The organism is Actinomadura sp. 7K534 (genome assembly GCF_004348575.1).
GTDB classification, from domain to species: domain Bacteria; phylum Actinomycetota; class Actinomycetes; order Streptosporangiales; family Streptosporangiaceae; genus Spirillospora; species Spirillospora livida.
Genome location: NZ_SMKB01000001.1, coordinates 1 through 21,765, shown reverse-complemented (window position 1 = coordinate 21,765; position 21,765 = coordinate 1). Strand labels below are relative to the sequence as shown.

The 21,765-nt window shown below is 72.5% G+C and carries 25 protein-coding genes; 10 read left to right on the top strand and 15 right to left on the bottom strand.

Going from position 1 to position 21,765, the window contains the following annotated elements; all coding sequences use genetic code 11:
• Nucleotides 1-67: 67 nt before the first annotated feature.
• From gdhA to E1266_RS00100, 5 genes are all read right to left on the bottom strand, one after another.
• Nucleotides 68-1,408, bottom strand: coding sequence for an NADP-specific glutamate dehydrogenase (gdhA, locus tag E1266_RS00120; RefSeq protein ID WP_132042548.1), 1,341 nt, complete (start codon nucleotides 1,406-1,408; stop codon nucleotides 68-70).
• Between the two features lie 191 nt (nucleotides 1,409-1,599).
• Nucleotides 1,600-2,250 (bottom strand): DUF4360 domain-containing protein, encoded by a 651-nt coding sequence (locus tag E1266_RS00115; RefSeq protein WP_132042349.1) that lies wholly within the window; start codon nucleotides 2,248-2,250, stop codon nucleotides 1,600-1,602.
• A gap of 14 nt (nucleotides 2,251-2,264) precedes the next feature.
• A complete protein-coding gene (locus E1266_RS00110) occupies nucleotides 2,265-2,918 on the bottom strand; it encodes a DUF4360 domain-containing protein (RefSeq protein ID WP_132042347.1) in 654 nt (217 codons plus the stop codon).
• A gap of 257 nt (nucleotides 2,919-3,175) precedes the next feature.
• Entirely contained in the window at nucleotides 3,176-3,529 is a 354-nt protein-coding gene (locus E1266_RS00105; RefSeq protein WP_132042345.1) for a DUF488 family protein, read from the bottom strand.
• Between the two features lie 25 nt (nucleotides 3,530-3,554).
• On the bottom strand, nucleotides 3,555-3,818 hold the full coding sequence (locus tag E1266_RS00100; protein ID WP_132042343.1) for a hypothetical protein: 264 nt from the start codon (nucleotides 3,816-3,818) through the stop codon (nucleotides 3,555-3,557).
• 83 nt (nucleotides 3,819-3,901) lie between these two features.
• Between E1266_RS00100 and E1266_RS00095 the strand changes: the two genes are divergently transcribed.
• Complete coding sequence (locus tag E1266_RS00095) at nucleotides 3,902-4,168, top strand: hypothetical protein (protein WP_132042341.1); 267 nt, start codon at nucleotides 3,902-3,904, stop codon at nucleotides 4,166-4,168.
• A 59-nt stretch (nucleotides 4,169-4,227) separates the two neighbouring features.
• Here the strand turns inward: E1266_RS00095 and E1266_RS00090 are convergent, their stop codons facing one another.
• Together E1266_RS00090 and E1266_RS00085 are read right to left on the bottom strand one after the other, a co-directional pair.
• Nucleotides 4,228-5,028 (bottom strand): hypothetical protein, encoded by an 801-nt coding sequence (locus E1266_RS00090; RefSeq protein ID WP_132042339.1) that lies wholly within the window; start codon nucleotides 5,026-5,028, stop codon nucleotides 4,228-4,230.
• Between the two features lie 9 nt (nucleotides 5,029-5,037).
• Entirely contained in the window at nucleotides 5,038-5,295 is a 258-nt protein-coding gene (locus E1266_RS00085; protein WP_132042337.1) for a hypothetical protein, read from the bottom strand.
• Between the two features lie 757 nt (nucleotides 5,296-6,052).
• Between E1266_RS00085 and def the strand changes: the two genes are divergently transcribed.
• The gene (gene def / locus E1266_RS00080; RefSeq protein WP_132042335.1) at nucleotides 6,053-6,592 is read left to right on the top strand and encodes a peptide deformylase; all 540 of its coding nucleotides are present in this window, start codon (nucleotides 6,053-6,055) and stop codon (nucleotides 6,590-6,592) included.
• A 3-nt stretch (nucleotides 6,593-6,595) separates the two neighbouring features.
• On the opposite strand, the gene E1266_RS00075 is transcribed toward def, so the two are convergent.
• On the bottom strand, nucleotides 6,596-8,212 hold the full coding sequence (locus tag E1266_RS00075) for a CocE/NonD family hydrolase (protein WP_132042333.1): 1,617 nt from the start codon (nucleotides 8,210-8,212) through the stop codon (nucleotides 6,596-6,598).
• 36 nt (nucleotides 8,213-8,248) lie between these two features.
• On the opposite strand from E1266_RS00075, the gene E1266_RS00070 reads away from it, so the two are divergent.
• The gene (locus E1266_RS00070) at nucleotides 8,249-9,187 is read left to right on the top strand and encodes an arginase family protein (protein ID WP_132042331.1); all 939 of its coding nucleotides are present in this window, start codon (nucleotides 8,249-8,251) and stop codon (nucleotides 9,185-9,187) included.
• On the opposite strand, the gene E1266_RS00065 is transcribed toward E1266_RS00070, so the two are convergent.
• Nucleotides 9,184-10,299: a hypothetical protein gene (locus tag E1266_RS00065; RefSeq protein ID WP_132042329.1), complete on the bottom strand. Its 1,116-nt coding sequence runs from the start codon at nucleotides 10,297-10,299 to the stop codon at nucleotides 9,184-9,186. The two genes, E1266_RS00070 and E1266_RS00065, sit on opposite strands and share 4 nt — an antisense overlap.
• A gap of 460 nt (nucleotides 10,300-10,759) precedes the next feature.
• On the opposite strand from E1266_RS00065, the gene E1266_RS37720 reads away from it, so the two are divergent.
• Nucleotides 10,760-10,918: a hypothetical protein gene (locus tag E1266_RS37720; RefSeq protein WP_165965871.1), complete on the top strand. Its 159-nt coding sequence runs from the start codon at nucleotides 10,760-10,762 to the stop codon at nucleotides 10,916-10,918.
• On the opposite strand, the gene E1266_RS37715 is transcribed toward E1266_RS37720, so the two are convergent.
• Nucleotides 10,902-11,375 (bottom strand): ATP-binding protein, encoded by a 474-nt coding sequence (locus E1266_RS37715; protein WP_165965870.1) that lies wholly within the window; start codon nucleotides 11,373-11,375, stop codon nucleotides 10,902-10,904. The two genes, E1266_RS37720 and E1266_RS37715, sit on opposite strands and share 17 nt — an antisense overlap.
• Nucleotides 11,376-11,706: 331 nt before the next feature.
• On the opposite strand from E1266_RS37715, the gene E1266_RS00055 reads away from it, so the two are divergent.
• Nucleotides 11,707-13,101: a HAMP domain-containing sensor histidine kinase gene (locus E1266_RS00055; protein ID WP_243718131.1), complete on the top strand. Its 1,395-nt coding sequence runs from the start codon at nucleotides 11,707-11,709 to the stop codon at nucleotides 13,099-13,101.
• Nucleotides 13,102-13,138: 37 nt separating this feature from the next.
• Here E1266_RS00055 and E1266_RS39150 read toward each other — a convergent pair whose 3' ends face one another.
• Complete coding sequence (locus tag E1266_RS39150) at nucleotides 13,139-13,669, bottom strand: hypothetical protein (RefSeq protein ID WP_243718130.1); 531 nt, start codon at nucleotides 13,667-13,669, stop codon at nucleotides 13,139-13,141.
• Between the two features lie 439 nt (nucleotides 13,670-14,108).
• Between E1266_RS39150 and E1266_RS00045 the strand changes: the two genes are divergently transcribed.
• From E1266_RS00045 to E1266_RS00035, 3 genes are all read left to right on the top strand, one after another.
• Nucleotides 14,109-17,207 carry a BTAD domain-containing putative transcriptional regulator gene (locus E1266_RS00045; protein WP_132042321.1) on the top strand — a complete coding sequence of 1,033 codons (3,099 nt, stop codon included), beginning with the start codon at nucleotides 14,109-14,111 and terminating at the stop codon, nucleotides 17,205-17,207.
• An 83-nt stretch (nucleotides 17,208-17,290) separates the two neighbouring features.
• Complete coding sequence (locus E1266_RS00040; RefSeq protein ID WP_132042319.1) at nucleotides 17,291-18,163, top strand: arylamine N-acetyltransferase; 873 nt, start codon at nucleotides 17,291-17,293, stop codon at nucleotides 18,161-18,163.
• 53 nt (nucleotides 18,164-18,216) lie between these two features.
• The gene (locus E1266_RS00035) at nucleotides 18,217-18,405 is read left to right on the top strand and encodes a hypothetical protein (protein WP_132042317.1); all 189 of its coding nucleotides are present in this window, start codon (nucleotides 18,217-18,219) and stop codon (nucleotides 18,403-18,405) included.
• 74 nt (nucleotides 18,406-18,479) lie between these two features.
• On the opposite strand, the gene E1266_RS00030 is transcribed toward E1266_RS00035, so the two are convergent.
• Nucleotides 18,480-18,836: a DUF3140 domain-containing protein gene (locus tag E1266_RS00030; RefSeq protein ID WP_132042314.1), complete on the bottom strand. Its 357-nt coding sequence runs from the start codon at nucleotides 18,834-18,836 to the stop codon at nucleotides 18,480-18,482.
• A 164-nt stretch (nucleotides 18,837-19,000) separates the two neighbouring features.
• Here E1266_RS00030 and E1266_RS00025 point away from each other — a divergent pair, with 164 nt between their 5' ends.
• The gene (locus E1266_RS00025; RefSeq protein WP_132042311.1) at nucleotides 19,001-19,834 is read left to right on the top strand and encodes a phosphoribosylaminoimidazolesuccinocarboxamide synthase; all 834 of its coding nucleotides are present in this window, start codon (nucleotides 19,001-19,003) and stop codon (nucleotides 19,832-19,834) included.
• Nucleotides 19,835-19,841: 7 nt separating this feature from the next.
• On the opposite strand, the gene E1266_RS00020 is transcribed toward E1266_RS00025, so the two are convergent.
• The 3 genes from E1266_RS00020 to E1266_RS00010 are packed head-to-tail and all read right to left on the bottom strand — an operon-like array spanning nucleotide 19,842 to nucleotide 20,995.
• Nucleotides 19,842-20,231 carry a YccF domain-containing protein gene (locus E1266_RS00020; RefSeq protein WP_132042308.1) on the bottom strand — a complete coding sequence of 130 codons (390 nt, stop codon included), beginning with the start codon at nucleotides 20,229-20,231 and terminating at the stop codon, nucleotides 19,842-19,844.
• A gap of 58 nt (nucleotides 20,232-20,289) precedes the next feature.
• The gene (trxA, locus tag E1266_RS00015) at nucleotides 20,290-20,604 is read right to left on the bottom strand and encodes a thioredoxin (RefSeq protein ID WP_132042306.1); all 315 of its coding nucleotides are present in this window, start codon (nucleotides 20,602-20,604) and stop codon (nucleotides 20,290-20,292) included.
• A complete protein-coding gene (locus E1266_RS00010) occupies nucleotides 20,486-20,995 on the bottom strand; it encodes a MerR family transcriptional regulator (protein WP_165965869.1) in 510 nt (169 codons plus the stop codon). Before E1266_RS00010 ends, trxA begins: the two co-directional genes overlap by 119 nt.
• Before the next feature lie 167 nt (nucleotides 20,996-21,162).
• Between E1266_RS00010 and E1266_RS00005 the strand changes: the two genes are divergently transcribed.
• A complete protein-coding gene (locus E1266_RS00005; protein ID WP_243718129.1) occupies nucleotides 21,163-21,729 on the top strand; it encodes a DUF5996 family protein in 567 nt (188 codons plus the stop codon).
• Nucleotides 21,730-21,765: the final 36 nt, after the last annotated feature.

The following is a 21,765-nucleotide window of genomic DNA, read 5'->3' as shown; positions in this document are numbered from 1 at the left end:
CTCGCCTTTGAAGGCGGACGACCCGTCGGAAACGGTTGCCCGGGCCTGCGGCCGGGCAGAGGCGGGCCTAGATGAGGCCCTGGGCGAGCATGGCGTCGGCGACGCGCTCGAAGCCCGCGATGTTGGCTCCCACGACGTAGTCGCCGGGCGCGCCATAGCGCTCGGCCGTCTCGTAGCACTTCTCGTGGATGCCGGTCATGATCGAGGCCAGTTCCTCCTCGACCCGTGCGAACGACCAGCACGCGCGGCTGGCGTTCTGGCGCATCTCCAGCGCGCTCACCGCGACGCCGCCGGCGTTGGCGGCCTTCCCCGGGCCGAACGCGACGTCGGCCTCCTGGAAGATGTGGACGGCCTCGGGCGTCGTCGGCATGTTCGCGCCCTCCGAGACGGCCTTCACGCCGTTGCGGACGAGGGTCCGCGCCGCGGCGGCGTCCAGTTCGTTCTGCGTCGCGGACGGCAGGGCGATGTCGGCGGGCACGTCCCACACGCAGCCGCCGGGGACGAACCGGGCCGAGCCGCCGCGCAGGTCCGCGTAGTCGGAGACGCGGCCGCGGTCGACCTCCTTGACGTGCTTGAGCAGGTCGAGGTCGATGCCCTTCTCGTCCACCACGTAGCCGCCGGAGTCGGACACGGTGATGACGTTCGCGCCGAGCTGCTGGGCCTTCTCGACCGTGTAGATCGCGACGTTCCCGGAACCGGACACCACGATCTGCTGGCCGTCCAGGTCCTCGCCGCGCCGCCGCAGCATCTCGGCCGTGAACATGACGTTGCCGTACCCGGTCGCCTCCGTCCGGCCCGCGGAACCGCCCCACAGCTGGCCCTTGCCGGTCAGCATCCCCGCCTCCCAGCGGTTGGTGACGCGGCGGTACTGGCCGAACAGGTAGCCGATCTCGCGGGTTCCGACGCCGATGTCGCCGGCGGGGACGTCGGTGTGCTCGCCGACGTGCCGGTACAGCTCCGTCATGAACGACTGGCAGAACCGCATGACCTCCTCGTCGGAGCGGCCGTGCGGGTCGAAGTCGCTGCCTCCCTTTCCGCCGCCGATGCCGAGCCCGGTCAGCGCGTTCTTGAACACCTGCTCGAAACCGAGGAACTTCACGATGCCGAGGTTCACGGTCGGGTGGAACCGCAGTCCGCCCTTGTAGGGGCCGAGCGCCCCGTTGAACTCGACGCGGAAGCCGCGGTTGACTTGGACACGGCCCTGGTCGTCCTGCCAGGGCACCCTGAACATGATCTGACGTTCCGGCTCGACCAGGCGCTCCACCAGCTTGGCTGCGGCCAGGCCGGGACGTGCGGCGAGCACCGGCCCGAGGGACTCCAATACCTCGTGGACGGCCTGGTGGAACTCCGCCTCGCCCGGATCGCGCCTCAGCACCCTGTCGTACGTCTCCTCTAGGGCAGACAACATCTCGGGTGGGGCCGGCAGGCGGGGGGCCAACGGCATGTGATGATCCCTTCCTCGAAGACCCCTCCACTGTAAGACGTGCGCATCAGCGCACGTGACAGGCCCTGCCGCAGGTTATGGCGGTGTATCGGCGCCGGACGGAACGGCCGCCGGGCCGCGTCCCGGTCTGGACGCGGCCCGGCGGAGAGGGGGGATCAGGCGGGGCACTCCTTCCACGCGAAGTGGTAGGTGGTCTTGACGCTGCCGTCGGCGGAGTCGAACGCCATGAAGCTCGTCTTCGCGGGGTCCGAGCTGCCCCGGTACACGCGCAGCTCCGTGTTGATGTTGAAGTTGCGCTCCTCGCCGCACGGCTTGTACACGAGCTCGGCGACGTCGGTCCGGTCGGAGAACTGCCAGTTGTCGGAGTAGCCGCCCTTGATGGTGTGGCTGACCGACGCGGTGTCCGACAGGCCCTGGTGGTAGTAGCTGGCCTGCTCCATGCCGGTCGCGCCCGGCTGCAGGTGCGCGAAGCCCCGGTAATCGGCGCCCGCGATCGCGTACGTGAACCCCTGCGGGACGTGGACGCGCAGGTTGATCTGGCAGTTCTTGCGGAAGTCCGTCGGGCTGGAGTTCCCGCCGGTCTGCGCCAGGTAGTCGCTGTAGGTGACGGTGAACGCGGTGTTGTCGCTCGCCGATGCCACCGCCGCCGTCCCGGCGGAGCAGCCGGACCCGTTCACCGTGAGCACGTCGATGAGGATCTGGTCGGGCGGCGGCGAGTCGGCCGTCTCGGCGGACGCGGCGGGGGCCGCCGGCAGCGCCAGCGCCAGAGCGGCGAGGCCGGCCGCCGACGCGGTCAGTTTGCGCATCGGTTCTCTCCTTCTTACCGGGGCGGGCATGTCATCCAGGCGAAGTGGTAGGTGGTCTGGATCGAGCCGTCGGTGGAGTCCATCGAGATGAAGCTGGTCTTCGCCGGGTCCGAGCTGCCCCGGAAAACGCGCAGTTCGGTGTTGATGTTGAAGTTGCGCTCTTCACCGCACGGCTTGTAGACGAGCTGCGCCACGTCGTTCTCGTCCGTGAACTGCCAGTTGTCGATGTACTCGCCGGCCAGCGTGTGGCTGACGGCGCTGGTCTGCGGCATGCCCTGGAAGTAGTAGCTCGCCCTCTCCATGGCGGTGGCGCCGGGCTGCAGGAAGGCGAAGCCCCGGTAGTCCGCGGACGCGATCGCGTACGTGAAACCCTGCGGGACGTGCACCTTCATGTTGATCTGGCAGTTCTTGCGGAACTCCGTCGGGCTGGAGGAACCGCCCGTGACCGCCATGTAGTCGCTGTAGGTGACGGTGAACGCCTCCTTGTCGTCCGACACGGCGACGGCGGCCGTGCCCTCCGGGCAGCCGGACCCGTTGACGGTCGCGATCTCGATCGTGACACCGTCGGGGCCGGGCACCCTGCGGGGAACGGCGGCGTCGGCCGGCGCCGCCAGTGCGGCGGTGGCGGCCAGTGCGACGGCAGCGGAAATGGCGATCCCTTTACGCATGCGATTCCTCCTCGCTGGAGCCTGCGCAAAGGGAGCGTAAACATCGCAGGTCAGCGCGGTCAATCGCGACTTTTCAACAATGAAAGGCGCTGCAAGGCTCCTTGACAGGGCGCGCGATCAGGCGATTTGGAATTTCCAATCGAGAACTGATTGAAAGGAGCGTTCCATGCAGCGTTCCATACAATTAAAGAGAGCCTTGCAGAAGGCATGGAAAACGTCCCCCGGGGCGGGCGGCCGGGGGACGTCGCAGAAAACGGTCAGCCGCCGCGCAGGCGAGCCGCCAGCACGGCCGCCTGGCTGTGGTCGATGTCCTTGGTCGCGGTCAGCAGGGTCACCGGGCCGCCGCCCGCGATCTCACGCAGGCGGTCCAGCGCGGCGGCGCGCTCGGGCTCGTCGAGCTCGGCCTCGTAGCGGCGGGCGAACTCGCCGAAGCGGTCGGCCTCGTGGCCGTACCACTTGCGGAGCTCCGTGGACGGGGCGACGTCCTTCGCCCACTCGTCCAGCCGCGCCTTGTCCTTCGACAGGCCCCGCGGCCACACCCGGTCGACCAGGATCCGCTTCCCGTCGTCGGCCGAGGCGTCGTCGTACACCCTGCGCAGTCGTACCTCCATGGTTCCTCCCATTCCCTCCCTACCCTCACGCACGCGGCCTCCCGCCCGCATCCGGCGCACACGGAGGCGGGACGCGGTCGGCGGCGCGGCGGGCGAACTCGGCGGCGGCGGTGCGGCGGGCTAACTCCCCGGCGAGGGCGCGGCCGAGGACGTCGTCGTCGGGACGGTGGCGTTCGAGGTAGCCGAGGGCCTCGGCGAGCTCGCCGGCGGTGAGCTGCCGCACCGGCTTCACGGCCCAGCGAGGCGGTGCCGGAGCGACGGGCGGCGCCGCACGGGGTTCTGTGGTCACGGGTAAAAGCCTTTCCTTTTCGGTTGCCGTAACGGGCGGCGCGGCGGCGGCGCGGAATTCGACCGGGCCAATAGAATCGCCGCGTGCATTGGTGGAGCCAGCAGGCGTGCGACGCGGCCGCGGAGGCACAGGCCGCCGATCCCTCGCCGGGGAACCTCATGGCGGCCGCCCAGGTGCAGGCGATGGTCTCGATGGCGGAGGCGCTGCACCGCATCGCCGCGGCCCTGGAGGAACGGGGCGATCCCGAGAACGCGCCGCCGGCCCCGGCCGCTTTCCCGGCGCGGCCTTCCCGGCCCGTGCGGCAGCGCGCGGAACAGCCGGAAAAGCACGCGCCCGCCCGGCCGCGATAGCGCGGGGTCAGCAAAATACCGGTGCACCCGACGGGGGTGCACCGGTATCTCACGTGTGCTCAGACATCGCTGAACGATTTGCGTTCCGTCCTGCCATTGGTGCTCGCGGCGAGCCGGGAGGTCTTGGCGGCGGACGGGCGCGGCGGGGTGGTCTCCAGCTGGTAGTCGGTGTCGGGCACCGGGGAGGCCGGCCGCTCCTCCGCCGCGGCCGGGCGGGGCTCGTCGCGCGGGCGGTCCCGCAGCCGGCGCGCGGCCTGCCGGAGGGCGCGCTCGCCGACCAGCCGGGTCAGCTCCAGGCCCCAGCAGTCCAGCTTGTCGGCGTCGGTGAGGTCGTCGCGGTGGCTGAGCTCGGCGGCGAGGCCGCCGAGCCGCTGCGCCTCGGACAGGTCGAACTCGCGCATGAGGTGGCAGCACAGTTCGGCGAGGGCCGCGTGGTCGCGTTCGAACGACAGGCCCGACAGGTCGTTGTGCGACAGCCGGCTGAGGGCGCGCTTGCGCTCCAGCTCGCCGTCGGCGATCCGGAGGATGCCGTTCAGGAGGGCGACGGGGCCGGTGCCGCCGGCCCTGCCGTTCGCGGGGCCGAACGACATGCGCAGGAGGGCCGCGGAGCCGAGCCCGGCGGTCATCACCTGGATCACCGCGAGGCTGGCCGGGGGCGTCGCCGCGGGCAGGCCGAACGTCCAGCCGGAGGCGGCCACTGCGATGAGCGCGACGATCGCCGCGCTGGCGTTGACGAAGACGAACAGCAGCCCGCTCGGGGACAGCAGGGCGCCGACCGGCTTGTCGCGGTAGCGCGCGATGAGCTCGGCGAGGCCGATCGCGCCGCCGATCAGGGCGGCGAGCAACATCTCGATGGTCATGGCGTTCCTCTACGCGCTGCGGGCGGTCAGCCGCCCGAACGGGGACTCCTCGGGCCTGCCGCGGCGCGACAGCAGCGGCGCGGCGCGCTCGGGGCGCTGCCGGGCGGCGAGTTCGGTGCGCTCGACCTCCAGGAAGACCAGCAGCCATTCCGTGGGTCCCGCGGCGAGTCCGGTATGGGTGCGCATCGCCTGTTCGCGTGCGCCGAGAAAGGCGAGCAGCCATCTTGTGGGCCCGGACGTCCCGGCACCCTTCAATCGTGAATACATGGGGGAGACCATTTCGCAGCGCGCCCCGGAAGTCGACCTCCGCCGCGTCAAGTTTCCACGGCGGGGCCAATACGGGAAGCCGTCACCGTTACGCCGGGAACGTCCCACCGCCGCGCTGATCTAGCTTCAATTTTCGCCAAGCCCCACGTCTTTTGCCGAACTCAAGAAGACCTTTGCAAAGAATTCCAGCCGGCATCCCGAAGGAAGATCCATCACCCGGCGCGGACGACCGCTTCCCCTGCCGGGCCACCCCGCCGACACGACACGCCGGGCAAGCCCCAAAGAACCGTCCACCGCCCGCGCATCCGCCGCGCCCGGTGGCGGCGCAGAGCGCGGAGTTGATCGACGTGGTGGCGGGTTCGCGGCCCGTGCCGCTGCTGCGGGGGCTCATGCGCGAAGACCGTCCGGTATCGGATCCGCAGGCTGGAGGAGACGCTGGGCGGGATTCTCCCGAGTCCCCCGGAAACGGACGGAGGGGTCACTTCCCCCGAAGTGACCCCTCTTCCCCCCGTTCCGCCGGGTCGGCCCCGGATGCGTACAGGACCGGCCGCTCCCCCCGAAGCGGCGGTCGCACCGGCCGTTCGGCGGATGTGACGAACGTAGCGACGCGGGGCGGCGGGTTCGAGGCTTCGGCCGTCCGCGTCGATGAGCGGGCGACGGTATGCGACGAACGGAGCACGCTCCGCGGTCACGCGGGCGATGTATTTTTGCACCGACGTATAAGGAATGAACCCTGGCGGGCCGGGAGGCACGGGCGATGGCGGGACGGGCGCGACCGATCACACTGGTGGGGACGCCTGTCCTGCACCGTCCATGCCGTCCCGTCGAGGAGTTCGACGCGGCGCTGCGGGAGCTGGCCGACGACATGTTCGCCAGCATGTACGAGGCGGAGGGCGTCGGCCTGGCCGCGAACCAGATCGGCGTGGACCTGTGCGTCTTCGTCTACGACTGCCCGGACGAGGACGGCGAGCGGCGCAAGGGGGCCGTCGTCAATCCCGTCCTGGAGCTGCCGACGCTGGAGAACCGGCGCCTGGACGACGACGAGGAGGGCTGCCTCTCCGTGCCCGGCCCGCACGCGCGCGTGGCGCGTCCCGACCAGGCCACCGTCTACGGTTTCGACGTCACCGGGACGCCGATCTCGGTTGAGGGGACGGGCCCGCTCGCCCGCTGCCTCCAGCACGAGACCGACCACCTCGAGGGCAAGCTCTACATCGACCGCCTGTCGGCCCGCGCGCGCAAGAAGGTGCTGAAGGAGTACGAGGCGCTCCGCGCGGAGTCAGGGGCGCTGCCCGGCTGACGCCTACACCCCGCCGTCCCGGACGGGCAGGTGGACGGCCGACGGGTACGCCGCGCCGCGGAAGACCTCGAAGCGGGTGCGGCGGGTCGCGACGGCCTCGCCCGCGGGTTCGCCGGTGCCGGGGTTGCGGGCGAACCGGGGGAAGGCGCCTCCGGCCAGCATGACCCGGAGCCGGTGCCCGCGCGGAAACCGGTAGGCGGTCGGATGCATCTCAATCTCCGCGCGGACGATCCCGTCGGCCGTGGCGTGGTCGGGGGTCAGGCGGAGGATGCCGTCCGTGACGTTCCGGGAGACGCCGTCGCGGTCGACATCGCAGAGGCGGAGGAACAGATCGCCGTGCCCGGTGTTCGTGCGGACGTGAACCGTCGCCGAGACCGGGCCGATAATGTCGAGGTCGCGTTCCAGGGGTGCGCCGGTGAGGACGACCACGTCGTGACGGCGTTCGATCCGCGTGTTGTCGCGCTGCCCGCCCTTCCCAGGGGACAGCAGGGGGCCGCCAACGCTCGGCGTAGGGTCGAGCGGGTCGTAGACGAACGTGGCACGCTCGGCATCGGCCGGCACGTCCCAGGAGAGGCTTCGGGACAGATAGAGCGGTGTGGGCTTGGTGCCGGGCGGCGGCCAGTGATCGAAGTCGAGCCAGCGACCGGCTCCCTGGAGGTGAAGCCTCACCGGTGCCTGACGCAACCGGGCCTTGCCGCCGTTCAGGTGGGCATCGAGCCACGAGACCTGGTCGATGAGCATGGCGCGGAGGGCTTTCGTGTCGTGTCCCCATGGGCCGATCGTGATGCGGACGTCGCGTCCGGCGGCCTGGAGTGCGGCGAAGTCCCGGAGCTGCCGGCGGAGGAAGAGGTCCCACCAGCCGGTCACCATCGTGGCGGGCGCGGTGGTCTCGGGGACGCCGCCGCTGTGGTCGGTGGCCTTCCAGAAGTCGCCACCGGACCCGGCGTGGCCGGTGACCTCCTGGAAGAACGGTTCGGGACGTCCGATCGCGACCGTGTCGGCCTCGCCCACGGGCAGGTGCCGCATCGCCCGGCGCACGCGCCGGTTGTGCAGGGGACGCGCCCCGTCGCCCTGGGTGCCCATCAACGACGACCAGATCAGCGTGTTGTGAAGGGCCAGCGCACCGCCCGGATAGAACGAACTGGCGAACTCGGACGCGGTGACGCCGAGCCCCAGCGCCTCCAGGGGCGGGTCCGCGTAGGGGGCGACCGCCCAGGCGGTGAAGCCGAGGTAGCTCGCCCCGGCCATCGCCACGCGGCCGTCGCACCACGGCTGCGCGCGGAGCCACGCGAGCGTCGCGAGGCCGTCGTCCTTCTCGCGGTGGAAGGCGCGGAACTCGCCGCCCGACCCGGGGACGCCGCGCACGTTCTGGACCACGACCTGGAGGCCGCGGCGCGCGAGGACCCCGGCGAACAGCCGCAGGGCGGGCCGCTCCTTGCCGTACGGGGTCCGGATCAGCACGGCGGGCAGCGGCCCGGCGCCGCGCGGGCGGCGGAGGTCGGCGGCGAGCACGACCCCGTCCGGCATGGGGATCCGCAGGTCGCGCTCCACCGAGACGCGCCGCGCCGGTGCCGGGGGAAGGCCGAGCAGGCGGTCCGCGAACCGCAGCGGGCCGGCCATCGGGCGCCCCCTCTCCGACTGGTCTAGATTGCGAGAATGATCGCAGTCCTCGACGCCCCGTCCAACCTCGGGCTGCGCCCGCCGCGCGAAGGGCACGAGCCGGGGGTGCGCCGGCTGGCCCGCGCGCTGCGCGGGCACGGCGTCCTCGGCCGCCTCGGCGCCGAGGACGCCGGGCGGGTCGACCCGCCGCCCTACCTGTTCGGCCCGGACGAGGAGACCGGCTACCTCAACGGGCCGGGCATCGCCGACCACGCGGAGCGGCTGGCGTCGCGCGTCGGGGAGCTGCTGGACACCGGCCGGTTCCCCGTCGTGCTCGGCGGGGACTGCGGCATCGTGCTCGGGCCGATGCTCGCGCTGCGCCGCCGCGGCGCGTTCGGGCTGGCGTACCTGGACGGGCACGACGACTACTCGCCCCGCCGCGACCCGTCGGCCGTCGCGGGGCGCCTCACCGCCGGGGGGATGGCGCTGGGGCTGGTCACGGGGCACGGCCCCGGTGCGCTGACCGACATCCGCGGGCTGCGCCCCTACGTCGCCGAGGAGCACGTCGCGCACCTCGGCGGCCAGGTGGAGCCCGAGGACGTCGAGCTGTTCGACCTGGCCGCGTTCGACGCCTCGCGCGTCCGCCGCTTCCCCATCGAGTACGTCCGCGAGCACGGCGCGGACGCGGCGGCGCGGGCGGCGCGGGACCATCTGGAGGCGGCGCCGGTCGACGGCTTCTGGATCCACCTGGACGCCGACGTCCTCGACCGGAGCGTCATGCCGGCGGTCGACTCCCCCAACCCGAACGGCCTGTCGTTCGAGGAACTGACCTCCGTGCTGACGACACTGGCGGCGAGCCCGCGCGCGCTCGGCGTCGACGTAACCATCTACGACCCGGAGCTGGACACGGACGGCATGGCGGGCGCGATGCTGACCGACACGGTGGTCACCGCCCTATGCGGCAGGGACGACATCGACGAGGACGACGAGAGCTAGGGCGACAGGAGCCGCTCGTACTCGTCGAGGACGCGGGCGAACTCGCCGGTCGGTATCTCGCAGGCGTGTCCGGGAAGCCACAGGTGCTCCAGGCGGGCGGTCTGCACGTCCAGGCGGAGGTGGCAGGCGTTCCCCGTGTGCTCCCATCCCGGGCGTGCCGCACGGACGACCTCGAGATGGTGGCGGTGGCTCTGCACGTCGTGAAGCAGGAACGCGGTCAGGACGTGCCTCGGCCCGTACACCGATGAGGTGCACCCACTCGCCGTGGACGCCGCCGCCTCCAGGTCGACACCGGAATCGGCCAGCTCGGGGAAGAACACCCTCACCCGCTGCATGACGCCCGCGACCTCGATCGGCTCGCAGGGGAGACGCAGCACCATGTCCGGGTCGACGTAGCCGTGCGCCGGGACACCGGCGACGAAGCCGTACCACGCTCCGGGGACCGACCTGAGGAAACGGGCCTGGGTCAGGGTGTTGCCCAGTTCGGTCATGAGTCGCTCTGGGTCGATGCCACGGGGCATGAACGTCTTGGTGCCGCTGCGCAGCCGCGTGTGCGTCCCGTCCAGGACGGCCAGGTCCGCCCAGCACGCGCCCGAACCGGTGCTCAGGACGCCGTGCGGAAGACATGCGTCCGGGTGGGGGGTGAGCCCCGCCATGTCCTCCAGAACGGCGCGCGGCGTCCGGATGAGACCCCAGCCCTGCGTCCGATGTGAGACGGACCCCAGCGCGAGGGAGGTGGCCACAGGCTCGCCGGACGACGCCTCGTTCAGCGTGCGCTGGAGGCTGCGGCGGCTCTGCAGCGCCCCCACCTGCTGGAGGTACTCGTCCAGGCACCTGCGCAGCACCGCCGGGTCGAGGTCGCACGACGCCCATCCGGCGACGTCGCGCACGTGGACGATCGTTCCGTCGAAATCGAGGCGGTGGTAGCGGTAGAGCTCCTGCCAGGGCTCGTACCCGTCACCGCTCAGCCTTCCCTGGGCACGGACGATCGCGGAGATGTCCTCGCCCAGGTCGTTGAGGAGGAAGTCGCGCAGGGGGGCGTGCAGCGGATCGGTCTCCACCGCCACCCGCGTCCCGTCGCTGCGGAACCGCACCGGGAGCGATATCGCCATTCGCGTGATTATGCCTATAAGCGAAGATCATCACTGCTTTGGCGGAATGTTCGGTGTGCTGGCTCCGGTTCGCCGGCAAGACCCGCCGACCGGATCGCACCATGCGTGCCGGGAACCTGACCGTGTGTGACCGGGCGAGCGGCGCCCGGCCCGCACCGCTCCCCCGCCGGGCGCGAACGCCCGCAGGGCGATTCCCAACTCGCGGCAATTAATGGGTTGACACCAATCGGCCCCTTATGGCTAAATCTTACCCATGGAGCTTTGATACCTCTCCGGTCGAGCCGCCCGCCCACTCTGGGCACGGGCCCGCTCCCATCTCACCCAGCGGCATGACCGCTGTCATCCGGCGTCCCCGCCACATCCGTTCCACATCGGCCATGGCCTGCGCCGTCATGCTGTAAAGCCTTTTTCATCGGTCCTTTCGCGGCCGAATTCAAACGTGCCCGGAGGTGTTCTCTTCATGCGTGCCATACACAACAATCCCGTACCCGCGCCCTTCGCCAAGACCAAGAAGAAGGGCAAGCGGAAGAATGCCGACTTCACGTCGGTGAAATTCGCGAACAACAACCGCCGCAACGCCCGGCAGCTGCCGACCCGGCAGCTCAACCGCGGCCGCTGAACGGCTCCCGGTCCCGGCCCCGAGCGGCCGGGACCGGGAACTCCGCCCACACCACCGTCCGGTGGCCGTCCGCCCGGAACCCCCAGCGGGACGCCAGCGCCTCGACGATCCGCATCCCCCGCCCCGACTCCGCGCCCACCTCCGCCCTGACATGCGGCCGCGAGCCCGCCGCCCCGTCATCGGCGACCTCCAGCCGGTACAGGCCGTCCCCGGCCGACACGACGACCGTCACCTCCCCGCCCGCCAGCCCGGACGCCGTGTGCGTGACCGCGTTCGAGACCGTCTCGCTCGCCACCGTGACCAGGTCGTCCAGCACCTCCTCGTCCGGGGCCCGCCCGGCCAGGCGGGAATGGGCTGTCACCGCCTCGCGGACGAAGCTCCGCGCGCAGCCGACGGACCGCCGCACCCCGGGTAACGTCACCTCGCCGAGGACCGCCTCGTCCCGAGCCCCGCCCACAGACCCGCCTCCCCGTCGCCGGGAGCCGCCGGCCGCGAGGCCCGCCTCTCCGGCGCCGGCCCGACCGGCAGCTCGCAACGCATCCTCGACGCCCACCGAGACGGCTCCCTTCGCGTCGGGAAAGTCGCCCGTCACCCCCGCTGTACGGCCCGGGACCCGGCTACCGTTCATGATCGGGCGAACGTTTCCCCAGATCGCACCGTCCGCCCCACACGAAACGCAACAGCCCGCAGGTCCCACCAGAGGGACACCACCGGCGACATGTCGCCTACCCTGAGTCAATATATGGTCGCCTAGAGTGACGGACCGTCCGGGATTCGGGGGCTCGGCTGTGACGACGAAGTCGCGGGAAGGCGCCCGCCGTGGTGGGACGCGCCCGGCGGCCACGATGCGGGGACGCGCGACCTTCATCACCGCGGTGGCGGGGGCGCTGATCCTCTTCCTGCTGGTCTCCCTGCTTCTGCTGCTCGCGCGCGACTGGACGCAGAACCGGGCCCGGCAGCATTCGGAACAGGCCGTCGAACGGATCGTGTACGACCTCGCCACGGAAGGCCGCGACCCTCTCCTCTCCCGCGGGAAGGGCGACACGGTGGTCCAGGTCGTGGACTGGGAGGGCCGGGTCGTGGCGTCCGGACCACGGCTCCAGGGGCGTCCGGCGCTGGCCGGGCCCGAGGAGACCAGGGGCAAGCTGCTGCTCGACCAGCGCTACTGCCCGGATTTCCTGGACGAGTGCGCGTGGGTCTTCGGCCTGCGGGTGCGGAGCTCGCCGTGGGGCGAGGGAGTGCTGGTCCTCGCGGCGACGCCGCTGCCGGGCGCGGTGACCATGTGGACGCTCCTGGCCTCCATCGTCCTGGTCACAGTGGCGCTCCTCGTCCTGATCGCCTGGTGGACGTGGCACACGATCGGGCGCGTCTTCGTCCCGGTCGACCAGATCCGCTCGCAGCTGGCGGACTTCTCCACGCACGGCCTCGGCCACCGGGTGCCCGTCCCGGAGAGCGGCGGCGGGATCCGCTCCCTCGCCGAGACCGTCAACGCCACGCTCGACCAGCTGGAGGACGCGAGAGTGCGCGAGCGCCGGTTCGTCTCCGACGCCTCCCACGACCTGCGCAACCCGATCGCCGGGCTCCAGATGCAGCTGGAGCTCGCGCTGGACGAGCCGCGCGACGCCGACTGGAAGCCGATGGTCGGCGCGGCGCTGCGCAACGCCCGGCGGCTGAACGACATCGTCATGGACCTGCTGGAGCTGTCCCGGCTCGACTCGCGCGCCCCGGTCGCGGTGGAGACGATCGACCTCGCGGGCCTCGCCCGCCGGGAGGTCGATCGGCGCGCGCCCGGCGTGCCGATCGAGACGCGGCTGGAGCCCGGCGTGCCCGTCCGGGCGAACCCGGTGCGGCTGGCCCGGGTGCTGAACAACCTGCTCAGCAACGCCGAGCGGCACGCGGAGTCGCGCGTCGAGGTGACCGTCGCGCGCGACGGCTCCGACGCCGTCCTCGAAGTGCTGGACGACGGTTCCGGCATCCCGGAGGAGCTCCGGGAACGGGTCTTCGAGCGGTTCTCCCGCCTCCCGGAGTCCCGGGCCCGCGACCCGCAGGGGACCGGGCTCGGCCTGCCCATCGCCCGGGAGATCGCCGAGATCTACGGCGGTTCCCTCCGCATCGCCGACAGCCCCCGCGGCGCCCGGTTCGTCCTGCGCCTCCCGCTGGCCGCCTGGACCGCGACCCCGTGAGACCGGGCCTTGACACCGGCACCGTGCCGCCGCCGCGTCAGGGCGCGGGAGCGCGGATCACCCTGATGACGCTGCTCAGGTCCTCGGCACCGTGGCCGGCGTCGACGGCCCGCCAGAAGAGGTCCCTGAGCGCCAGCGGCCCCGCCGTGTCGATCCCCGCCTCGCGGGCCGCCGCCACGATGTGGTCGGCGCCGACCGCCTGCATGCGGAGGCTGTGGTCGTCGCCCGGGTGGACGTCCGCGTCGATCGCCTCGGCCATCTCCTTCAGGAAGCCCATCGGGCCGTCCTCGGCGAGCTCGCGCACGGTCGTGGCGGCGAACGGGAAGAACTGCTGGGCGGAGACGCCCGCCGACCCCAGCAGCGCGATGGCGTGCATGTAGGCGGTCAGGGTCGACCAGAACAGGTAGAGCTGCGCCTGGTAGTACAGCATCGACAGGCCCCGGTCGGTGCCGACGAACGTGACGTCCCCCAGCACCTCCAGGGTCTTCCTGTGCCGCTCGATGACCGCTTCGGGGCCGCTGTAGAAGACGTACGCTCCCGGCTGCCCGATGCCCGGCGGCGGGACCATCACGCCCCCCGGTCACCAGGTCGCCGCCATGCTCGGACGCCCATTCCCCCGCGCGGCGCAGTTCGTCGGGGCTGCCGGAGCTGAGGTTGACGATGACGCGGCCTTTCAGGTCCGCGCCGCCGAGCGAGTCGTACATGGCCCGGTAGTCGGTCTGGCTGACGACGACCAGTTCGGCCGCGGCGACCGCGTCGGCGGCCGTGGGAGCGAGAGCCGCCCCGTCCTGGACCAGCGGAGCCGCCTTGGCCGCCGTGCGGTTCCACACCGTCGTGGAGTGGCCTGCGGCGAGGAAGGTCCTGGCCATCGTCGCGCCCATGGGCCCGAGGCCGATGACCGTCACCGAAGTCTTCATGAGGTTCTCCTTCATCGGTTTCCTCCACCCTCGTCCGGCCCGCTACGGAACGGCTGCGGGTCCGTCCGTAGCGGCGGTTACGCTGGCGGGGTGCGCTTCGGGGTGTTGGGGCCGCTCGCGGTGTGGACGGACGCCGGAACGCCCGTGCACGTCCCCGAGGCGAAGGTCCGGACGTTGCTGGCGGTGCTGCTGACCGCCGCCGGCCGTCCCGTCTCCGCCGACCGGCTCGCCGACGCCCTCTGGGGCGACCGCCCGCCGCGGAACCCGAAGGGAACGCTCCAAGCCCGCGTCTCCCAGCTCCGCGGCGTCCTCGACGCGGCGGAACCCGGCGGCCGGAGCCTGATCGTGTCCCGGCCGCCCGGATACGTGCTCGACACCGCCCCGGAGACCGTGGACGCCGGACGCTTCGCGGCACTTCTCCGCCAGGCCCGGGACACCGCCGACCCCCTCGCCAGGGCACGGCTCCTCGGGGACGCGCTCGCCCTCTGGCGCGGACCCGCCCACGCCGACTTCGCCGACGCCGAGTTCGCCCGCGCCGCGATCACGACCCTTGAGGAGAACCGCCTCACCGCCCTGGAGGAGCACGCGGAGGCGCGTCTCGACCTCGGCGAGCACGCCGCCCTCGCCGCCGAGCTGGCCGAACCGGTGGCGCGGCACCCGCTGCGGGAACGGCTCCGCGCCGCGCACCTGCGCGCCCTCTACCGCGCCGGACGCCAGAACGAGGCCCTCACCGGCTACCACGACCTGCGGGAAAGGCTCGCCGGCGAGCTGGGCGTCGACCCGAGCCCGGAGCTGACCGCGCTCTACCGCGCCATCCTCGAACAGGATCCGTCCCTCGACGCAGACCCGCCGGAGGCGGGGCGCGCGGCTCCGCGCCCGCCCGTACCGCTGGACGAGCTGATCGGGCGGGACCGCGAGATCGCCCAGGCCCGCGCGCTGCTGGCGGCGCACCGCCTGGTGACGCTCACCGGGACCGGAGGCGTCGGCAAGACCAGGCTGGCGCTGGAGACCGCCGCCCGCTCGGCCGCCGACCATCCCGGCGGCGTGTGGCTGGTCGAGCTCGCCGCGGGGCGTCCCGCGACGGCGGACGAGCTGGCCGAGCACGTCGCGCGCGTCATCGGCCTGCGCGGCGAGCCCGCGGCGGGACCGGTGCAGCGGCTCGGGGCCGCGCTGCGCGGGCGGCGGGCGCTGCTCGTCCTGGACAACTGCGAGCACGTCGCCGAGCCCGCCGCCGAGCTGGCCGGGCGGCTGCTCGGCGATGTGCCCGGCCTGCGGATCCTCGCGACCTCGCGGGAGCCGCTGGGCGTGCCCGCCGAACGGCTGCTGATCGTCCCGCCGCTGGGCCTGCCGGGCCGGGAGGCCGCGCCGGAGGCGCTGCGGCGGTCCGGCGCGGTCCGGCTGTTCACCGCGCGGGCGGCCGCGGCCGCGCCCGGCTTCGCGCTGGACGAGGGCAGCGCCCCCTGGGTCGCCTCGATCTGCCGGCGGCTGGACGGCGTCCCGCTCGCGCTGGAGCTGGCGGCGACCCGCGTCCGCGCGCTCGGGGTGCGGGAGCTGGCGGCCCGGCTGGACGACCGGTTCCGCGTCCTCGCCGGCGGCCGGCGCGGCGGCCCGGCCCGGCAGCGGACGCTCCGCGCGGTGATCGACTGGAGCTGGGAGCTGCTGACCGGGCCGGAGCGGGTGGCGCTGCGCCGCCTCGCCGTCCACGCGGGCGGCTGCACCCTCGACGCCGCCGAGGAGGTCTGCGGTGCGGGCGTCGACGCGCTCGCGCGGCTGGTCGACCGCTCCCTCGTCGTCCGGGCCGGGGACGGCCGCTACCGGCTGCTGGAGTCGATCGCCGCGTACGGCCTGGAGCGGCTCCGGGAGGCCGGGGAGGAGGACGAGGTCCGCCGCCGCCACGCCCGCTACTACACGGACCTGGCCGAGCGGGCGGCGGAGCGGCTGCGCGGCCCGGAGCAGCCGCAGTGGCTGGAACGCCTCGACCAGGAGGCCGCCAACCTCGCGGCCGCCCTCGACCGGGGCGACGCCGTCCGGCTGGTCAACGCCCTGGGCTGGTACTGGTACCTGCGCGGGCGGTTCGACGAGGCCCGGCGCGCCTTCACGACCGCGCTGGCGGCACCGGACGCCGCGGCGTCGCCCGCCCGCGTCGAAGCCGGCACCTGGCTGGCGGGCTTCACCATGCTGGCCGGTGCCGACACCGACTCGGAGGAGCTGCGCCGGGACGCGCTGAAGCACCACGGCGACTCATTCGCTCAGGCAAAGGCGGAATGGCTCCTCAGCCACGTCCACTGGGCGTACGGGGACCTCGCCGCGAACGAGGCCCGCACCGACCACGCGCTCAAGGTGTTCCGCGCGCGCGGCGACCGCTGGTTCACCGCAGCCGCGCTCGCCACCCGCGCCAAGTTCGCGATGGGCCGCGGCGACCTCGCGGCGATGGCGCGGGACGCCGGGGAGAGCCGCGCGATCTTCGACGGGCTCGGCGACCCGTGGGGGCGCCTGGAGGCCGCCGACGCCCTCGCCCGGCACGCCGAGATCACCGGCGACCACGACGGGGCCGCGGCGATCCTCCGCGACACCCTGCGCGTCGCCGAGGAGCTGGGGATGTGGCCCGAGGCGTCGTTCCGGCTCTCCGGCCTCGGCCGCTTCGCGCTGCTCAAGGGCGACCTCGACGCGGCCCGCGACCTGCACGAACGGGCCCGCGAGCTGGCCGTCCGGCATGCCGCGCGGTCCGCGGAGGAGTTCGCCGGGATCGGCCTCGGCCTCGTCGCCAGGGCGCGCGGCGACCTCGACACCGCCGAGACCCACCTGCGCGCCTGGCTCGGCTGGCTGCACGGCATCGGCGGGACGGCCGGGATCGCGTTCCTGCACGCCCAGCTCGGCTACATCGCCGAGGAGCGCGGCGACGCCGCCGCCGCGCTGGCCCTCCACACCGAGGGCCTCGCCCGCGCCCGCGCCGTCGGCGACCCGCGCGCCGTCGCGCTCGCATTGGAAGGGCTCGCCGGGGCGCGTGCCCTAGCGGGCGAGCAGGCGGCGGCGGGAGACCCCGCCGCGGCCGCCGCGTCGCTGGCGGAGGCCGAGGCCCTCCTCGCGGAGGCCGCGGAGCTCCGCGCGCCGGCCGGCGGCCCGCTGCCCGCCGCCGAACGCCGCGACGTCGACCGCGCCCTCGCCCGGATCGCCCGCGGGGGCCGGTGACGCCCGCACGGCGGCCACCAGGGAGGATGCAGGCGGATTCCGGTGTTGTCCCCCGCAAGGGGCGGGCCGAGCGAGAGGAAGACATGACCGAGGATCTCGGGTACGGGTGGCAGGGCGACCTGGTCGACCTGCCCGCCTATCTGAAGCGGATCGGCCACGACGGCGACCTGTCCCCGACGGCCGGCACGCTGCGCGCCCTGCACCGCGCCCACGTCATGTCCATCCCGTTCGAGAACCTTGAGATCATGCTCGGCCGGCCGATCGGGCTGTCGCTGGACGCCGTCCAGGCGAAGCTCGTCGACGCCCCGCGCGGCGGCTACTGCTTCGAGCACAACCGGCTCTTCGCGGCCGTCCTGGAGCGGCTCGGCTACGAGATCACCGCGCTGGCCTCGCGGGTGATGATGGGCGGGCAGGTCTTGCGCCCGTGCTCGCACGTGCTGCTCCACGTCCGCCCGCCGGACCTGCCGCGGGACGAGCCCGGCTGGCTGTGCGACGTCGGCTTCGGGGGCGGGCCGCTGGAGCCGCTGCGGTTCCGGGACGGCGAGGAGGCCGCGCAGGACGGCTGGGGATTCCGGCTCGGCAAGGAGAAGGCCACCCCCACCCCATGGGCCGAAGGTTCAGCGGAGTGGGCGCTGTACCAGCGTCTCCCGAAGGGCTGGACCCGGCGCCAGACGTTCGCCTTGAACGAGACGTTCCGCATCGACTTCGACGTCCTCAACCACTACGTCTCGACCAACCCGCGCTCACCGTTCACGATGCGGCCGTTCACGCAGCGGTTCCTCCCCGACGTCCACTACGTGCTCGACGGGACGACGCTGACCACCACCCGCCCGGACGGCGCCGTGGAGACCCGCGCGCTCGCCCCCGAGGAACTGCCCGAGGTACTGGAGAGCCGGTTCGGCATCGTGCTGGCCACCGAGGACGTCCCGCGCCTCATCGCGTTCCTCCGCGCCTGAGCGAGGTTGAAGCCCTCCCTCCGGGTATTCGCCCCGGAGACGAAGGAGGGGTGATGAGCGAACGCAAACGCGACGAGGACAAGCCGCTCGCCGACCGCCGCGCGGAGGAGGGCGCTCCCCAGGAGACCGACCACGACTTCGCGGACGAGCACACGCCCGGCCCCACGGACCCGCCGATCGCCGAGGCCGAGGCCCCCGGCGGCGAGGACGAGGGCTACAGCCCCCAGACCGAGGTCCCCTGAGGGCCCCGGAACGCGGAAGGGCCGCCCCGGCTCGGGGCGGCCCTTCGGCTGCGGGTTCGGCGTGATCTCGCCTCCTAGGCGCTGGACGGATCGGGACGCAGCGGGTCGTGCCCCACGGTCATGAGCGCGTGGCGCCACTCCTCGTCCCGCTCCGCGTTCGGCGGGCGGTTCTCCAGCCGGTCCTCCACGAAGTCCACGACCTCCTGCATCACCTCGGCGTCGCCGTCGGTGAGGTCGACCTTCCGCTTGCGCAGCACGTCGACCACGCGGGCGCCGAGCTCGGAGACGCCCGGAGCCGGGCCCGGCGGGAAGGCGTCCTCCCCCGAGGCGTCGGTGAGCAGCCAGATCCGCAGCTCGTCGGAGGTCATGTTGACGAGCCGGTGGAAGTCCTCCCAGGCCAGCTCCGCCTCCGCCGGAATGCGTTCGTTCATCGGTAACTCCCTGTCGGCTTCCCGGACCGCCCTACCCGACGCCCGCGCCCCCATTCATCCAGGCGCAGTTCGCCCGTACCGAACGCTCCCCGCAGGTGGCGAGGGGGCTTGTGACAAACTCCTGCGGGCAGGACCCCGCAGGGGAAGCGAGCAGAGGGAGCGCAATGGAACTCGTCCACTCGGGCAAGGTCAGGGACGTCTATGCGGACGGGGACGACCTGATCCTCGTCGCGTCCGACCGGGTCAGCGTGTACGACGTCGTCCTGCCGACGCTCATCCCGGACAAGGGGAAGATCCTCACGCAGCTGTCGCTGTGGTGGTTCGAGCAGCTCACCGACATCATCCCCAACCACGTCCTGTCGGCGACGGACGTGCCGGAGGAGTTCGCGGGGCGGGCCGTCCGCTGCCGCCGCCTCACCATGCTCCCCTTCGAGTGGATCGCCCGCGGCTACCTCGCCGGTCTCGGGCTCAAGGAGTACGAGAAGAGCGGCACCGTCTCCGGGATCCCGCTGCCGGACGGGCTGGTCGAGGCGTCCCGGCTGCCCGAGCCGATCTTCACCCCGACCACGAAGGCGACCGAGGGCCACGACGAGTTCATCACCTACGACGACGTCGTGCGCGAGATCGGCGACGACACCGCCGCCCGCCTCAAGGACGTCACCCTGGAGATCTACAAGCGGGGCGCGGCCATCGCCGCCGAGCGGGGCATCGTCATCGCCGACACGAAGCTGGAGTTCGGGCGCGCCGCCGACGGCACCCTGACCCTCGGCGACGAGGTCCTGACGTCCGACTCCTCCCGCTTCTGGCCCGCCGACCAGTGGGAGCCGGGCCGCCCGCAGCACGCACTGGACAAGCAGTTCGTCCGCGACTGGAGCAGCACCCTCGACTGGGACCGCACCCCGCCCGGCCCCGCCGTCCCGCAGGATGTCGTGGACGCCACCCGGGCCCGCTACATCGAGGTCTACGAACGCCTCACCGGCCGCACCTGGACGTCCTGAGCCCCGCTCAGAAGGAGGCGCGGTCGCCGCTCGCCACGATCTCGCGGCCGAGCGGCGCGAGCGAGACCGGGATCAGCTTGAAGTTGGCGATCCCGAACGGGATGCCGATGATCGTGATGCAGAGCAGGGCGCCGGTGACGAGGTGCCCGAGGGCGAGCCACCACCCCGCGACGATGATCCAGATGACGTTCCCCAGCAGCGAGCCCGCGCCCGCGTCCCGCCGCGGGACCGTGGTCCGCCCGAACGGCCACAGCGCGAACCCCGCGATGCGGAACGACGCGATGCCGAACGGGATCGTGATGATGAGGATGCAGCAGATGATCCCGGCCAGCACGTAGCTCAGCGCCAGCCAGAAGCCCGCCAGCACCAGCCACAGGATGTTCAGCAACGTCCGCACCACGGCCTCCCCGACCCAGATCGTCGACTTTGATCTTAGGCGGCCGCGGCCGGGGACGTCAGAACTGGCCGTCGAGGTCCGCGAGCAGGGCGCGCTTCGACCGCGCGCCCACGATCTGCCGGACGACCTCGCCGTCCCGGTACAGGTTCATCGTCGGGAAGCCCATGACGCCGTACCGCGCCACGACCTCCGGGTGGTCGTCGCCGTTGAGCTTCGCGACGGCGAGGCGGTCGCCGTGCTCCGCCTCGATCTGCTCAAGGATCGGCGCGATCATCCGGCACGGCGGACACCAGTCCGCCCAGAACTCGACCAGGACGGGCTTCCCCGCGCGCAGCACCTGCTCGTCGAAGTTCTCCGCCGTCAGTGTGATCATTCGTCCCCTCCGAGGTCGGCGCGCAGCCCGGGCAGGCGCCCGGCTCGGTCGCGCGCGCCAGCTGGCCGGCCACGTCCGCGCGGCGGCGGATCAGGGTGCGTATCTCGGTGTCGATCTCGGCGAGCTTGCGCCGGTACACGGCGACCGACTCGGGGCACGCGGCGCCGTCCGGGTGGCCGGCCCGCAGGCAGTCCACGAACGGGCGCGCATCGTCCAGCGTGAACCCCGCCGCCGCCAGCGAGCGGATCTCCAGGACGAGCCGCAGGTCGGACTCCGCGTACTGCCGGTAGCCGTTGGCCGCGCGGCGCGCCGGCAGCAGCCCCTGCTGCTCGTAGTACCGCAGCGTGCGGGTGCTCACCCCCGCCCGCGCCGCCAGCTCCCCGATCCGCATCGGGCCTCCTTCGTCCGTGGCGCTGATCCGTGGCCGCTGATCCGTGGCCAGTAACGACGCTAACCCTTGACCCCGGCGTCAAGGTCAACCCGCTCGCCCCGGTGATTCCGGGCGTCGCGGCCTGGGCAGGATCCGGACAGCCGGAAATGTCGATGGAGAGGTGCGGGATGACCGAGCAGAAAGCGTGGCCGCGGCTGCGCGTCGCCGACTGGACCGACACCCGCGACACCCTGCACATGTGGGCGCAGATCGTCGGCAAGATCCGGCTGGCGCACGCGCCCCTGCTCAACCACTGGTGGCAGGTCACCCTGTACATCAGCCCGCGCGGGTTCACCACGTCCGCGATCCCGCACGGGTCCGGGGCGTTCGACATCGAGTTCGACTTCGTCGACCACGTCCTGCGCATCCGCAGCAGCGACGGCCCGTCCCGGGAGGTGAAGCTCGAACCGATCTCAGTGGCCGACTTCTACGCCCAGACCATGGACGCCTTGAGCGACCTGGGCATCAGGCCCCAGTTCCAGACCCGTCCCAACGAGGTGGAGCCGTCCATTCCGTTCGCCGAGGACCACACCCACGCGTCCTATGACGCCGAGGCCGCGCACCTCTTCTGGCGGCAGCTCCTCCAGGCGAACCGCGTCATGGGCGAGTTCCGCTCCCACTTCGTCGGCAAGGTCAGCCCAGTGCACCTGTTCTGGGGCGCCCTGGACCTGGCCCTGTCTCTTATACAAATCTGACGCTGCCCACGAATAGCCTTGTGTAGATCCCGGTGG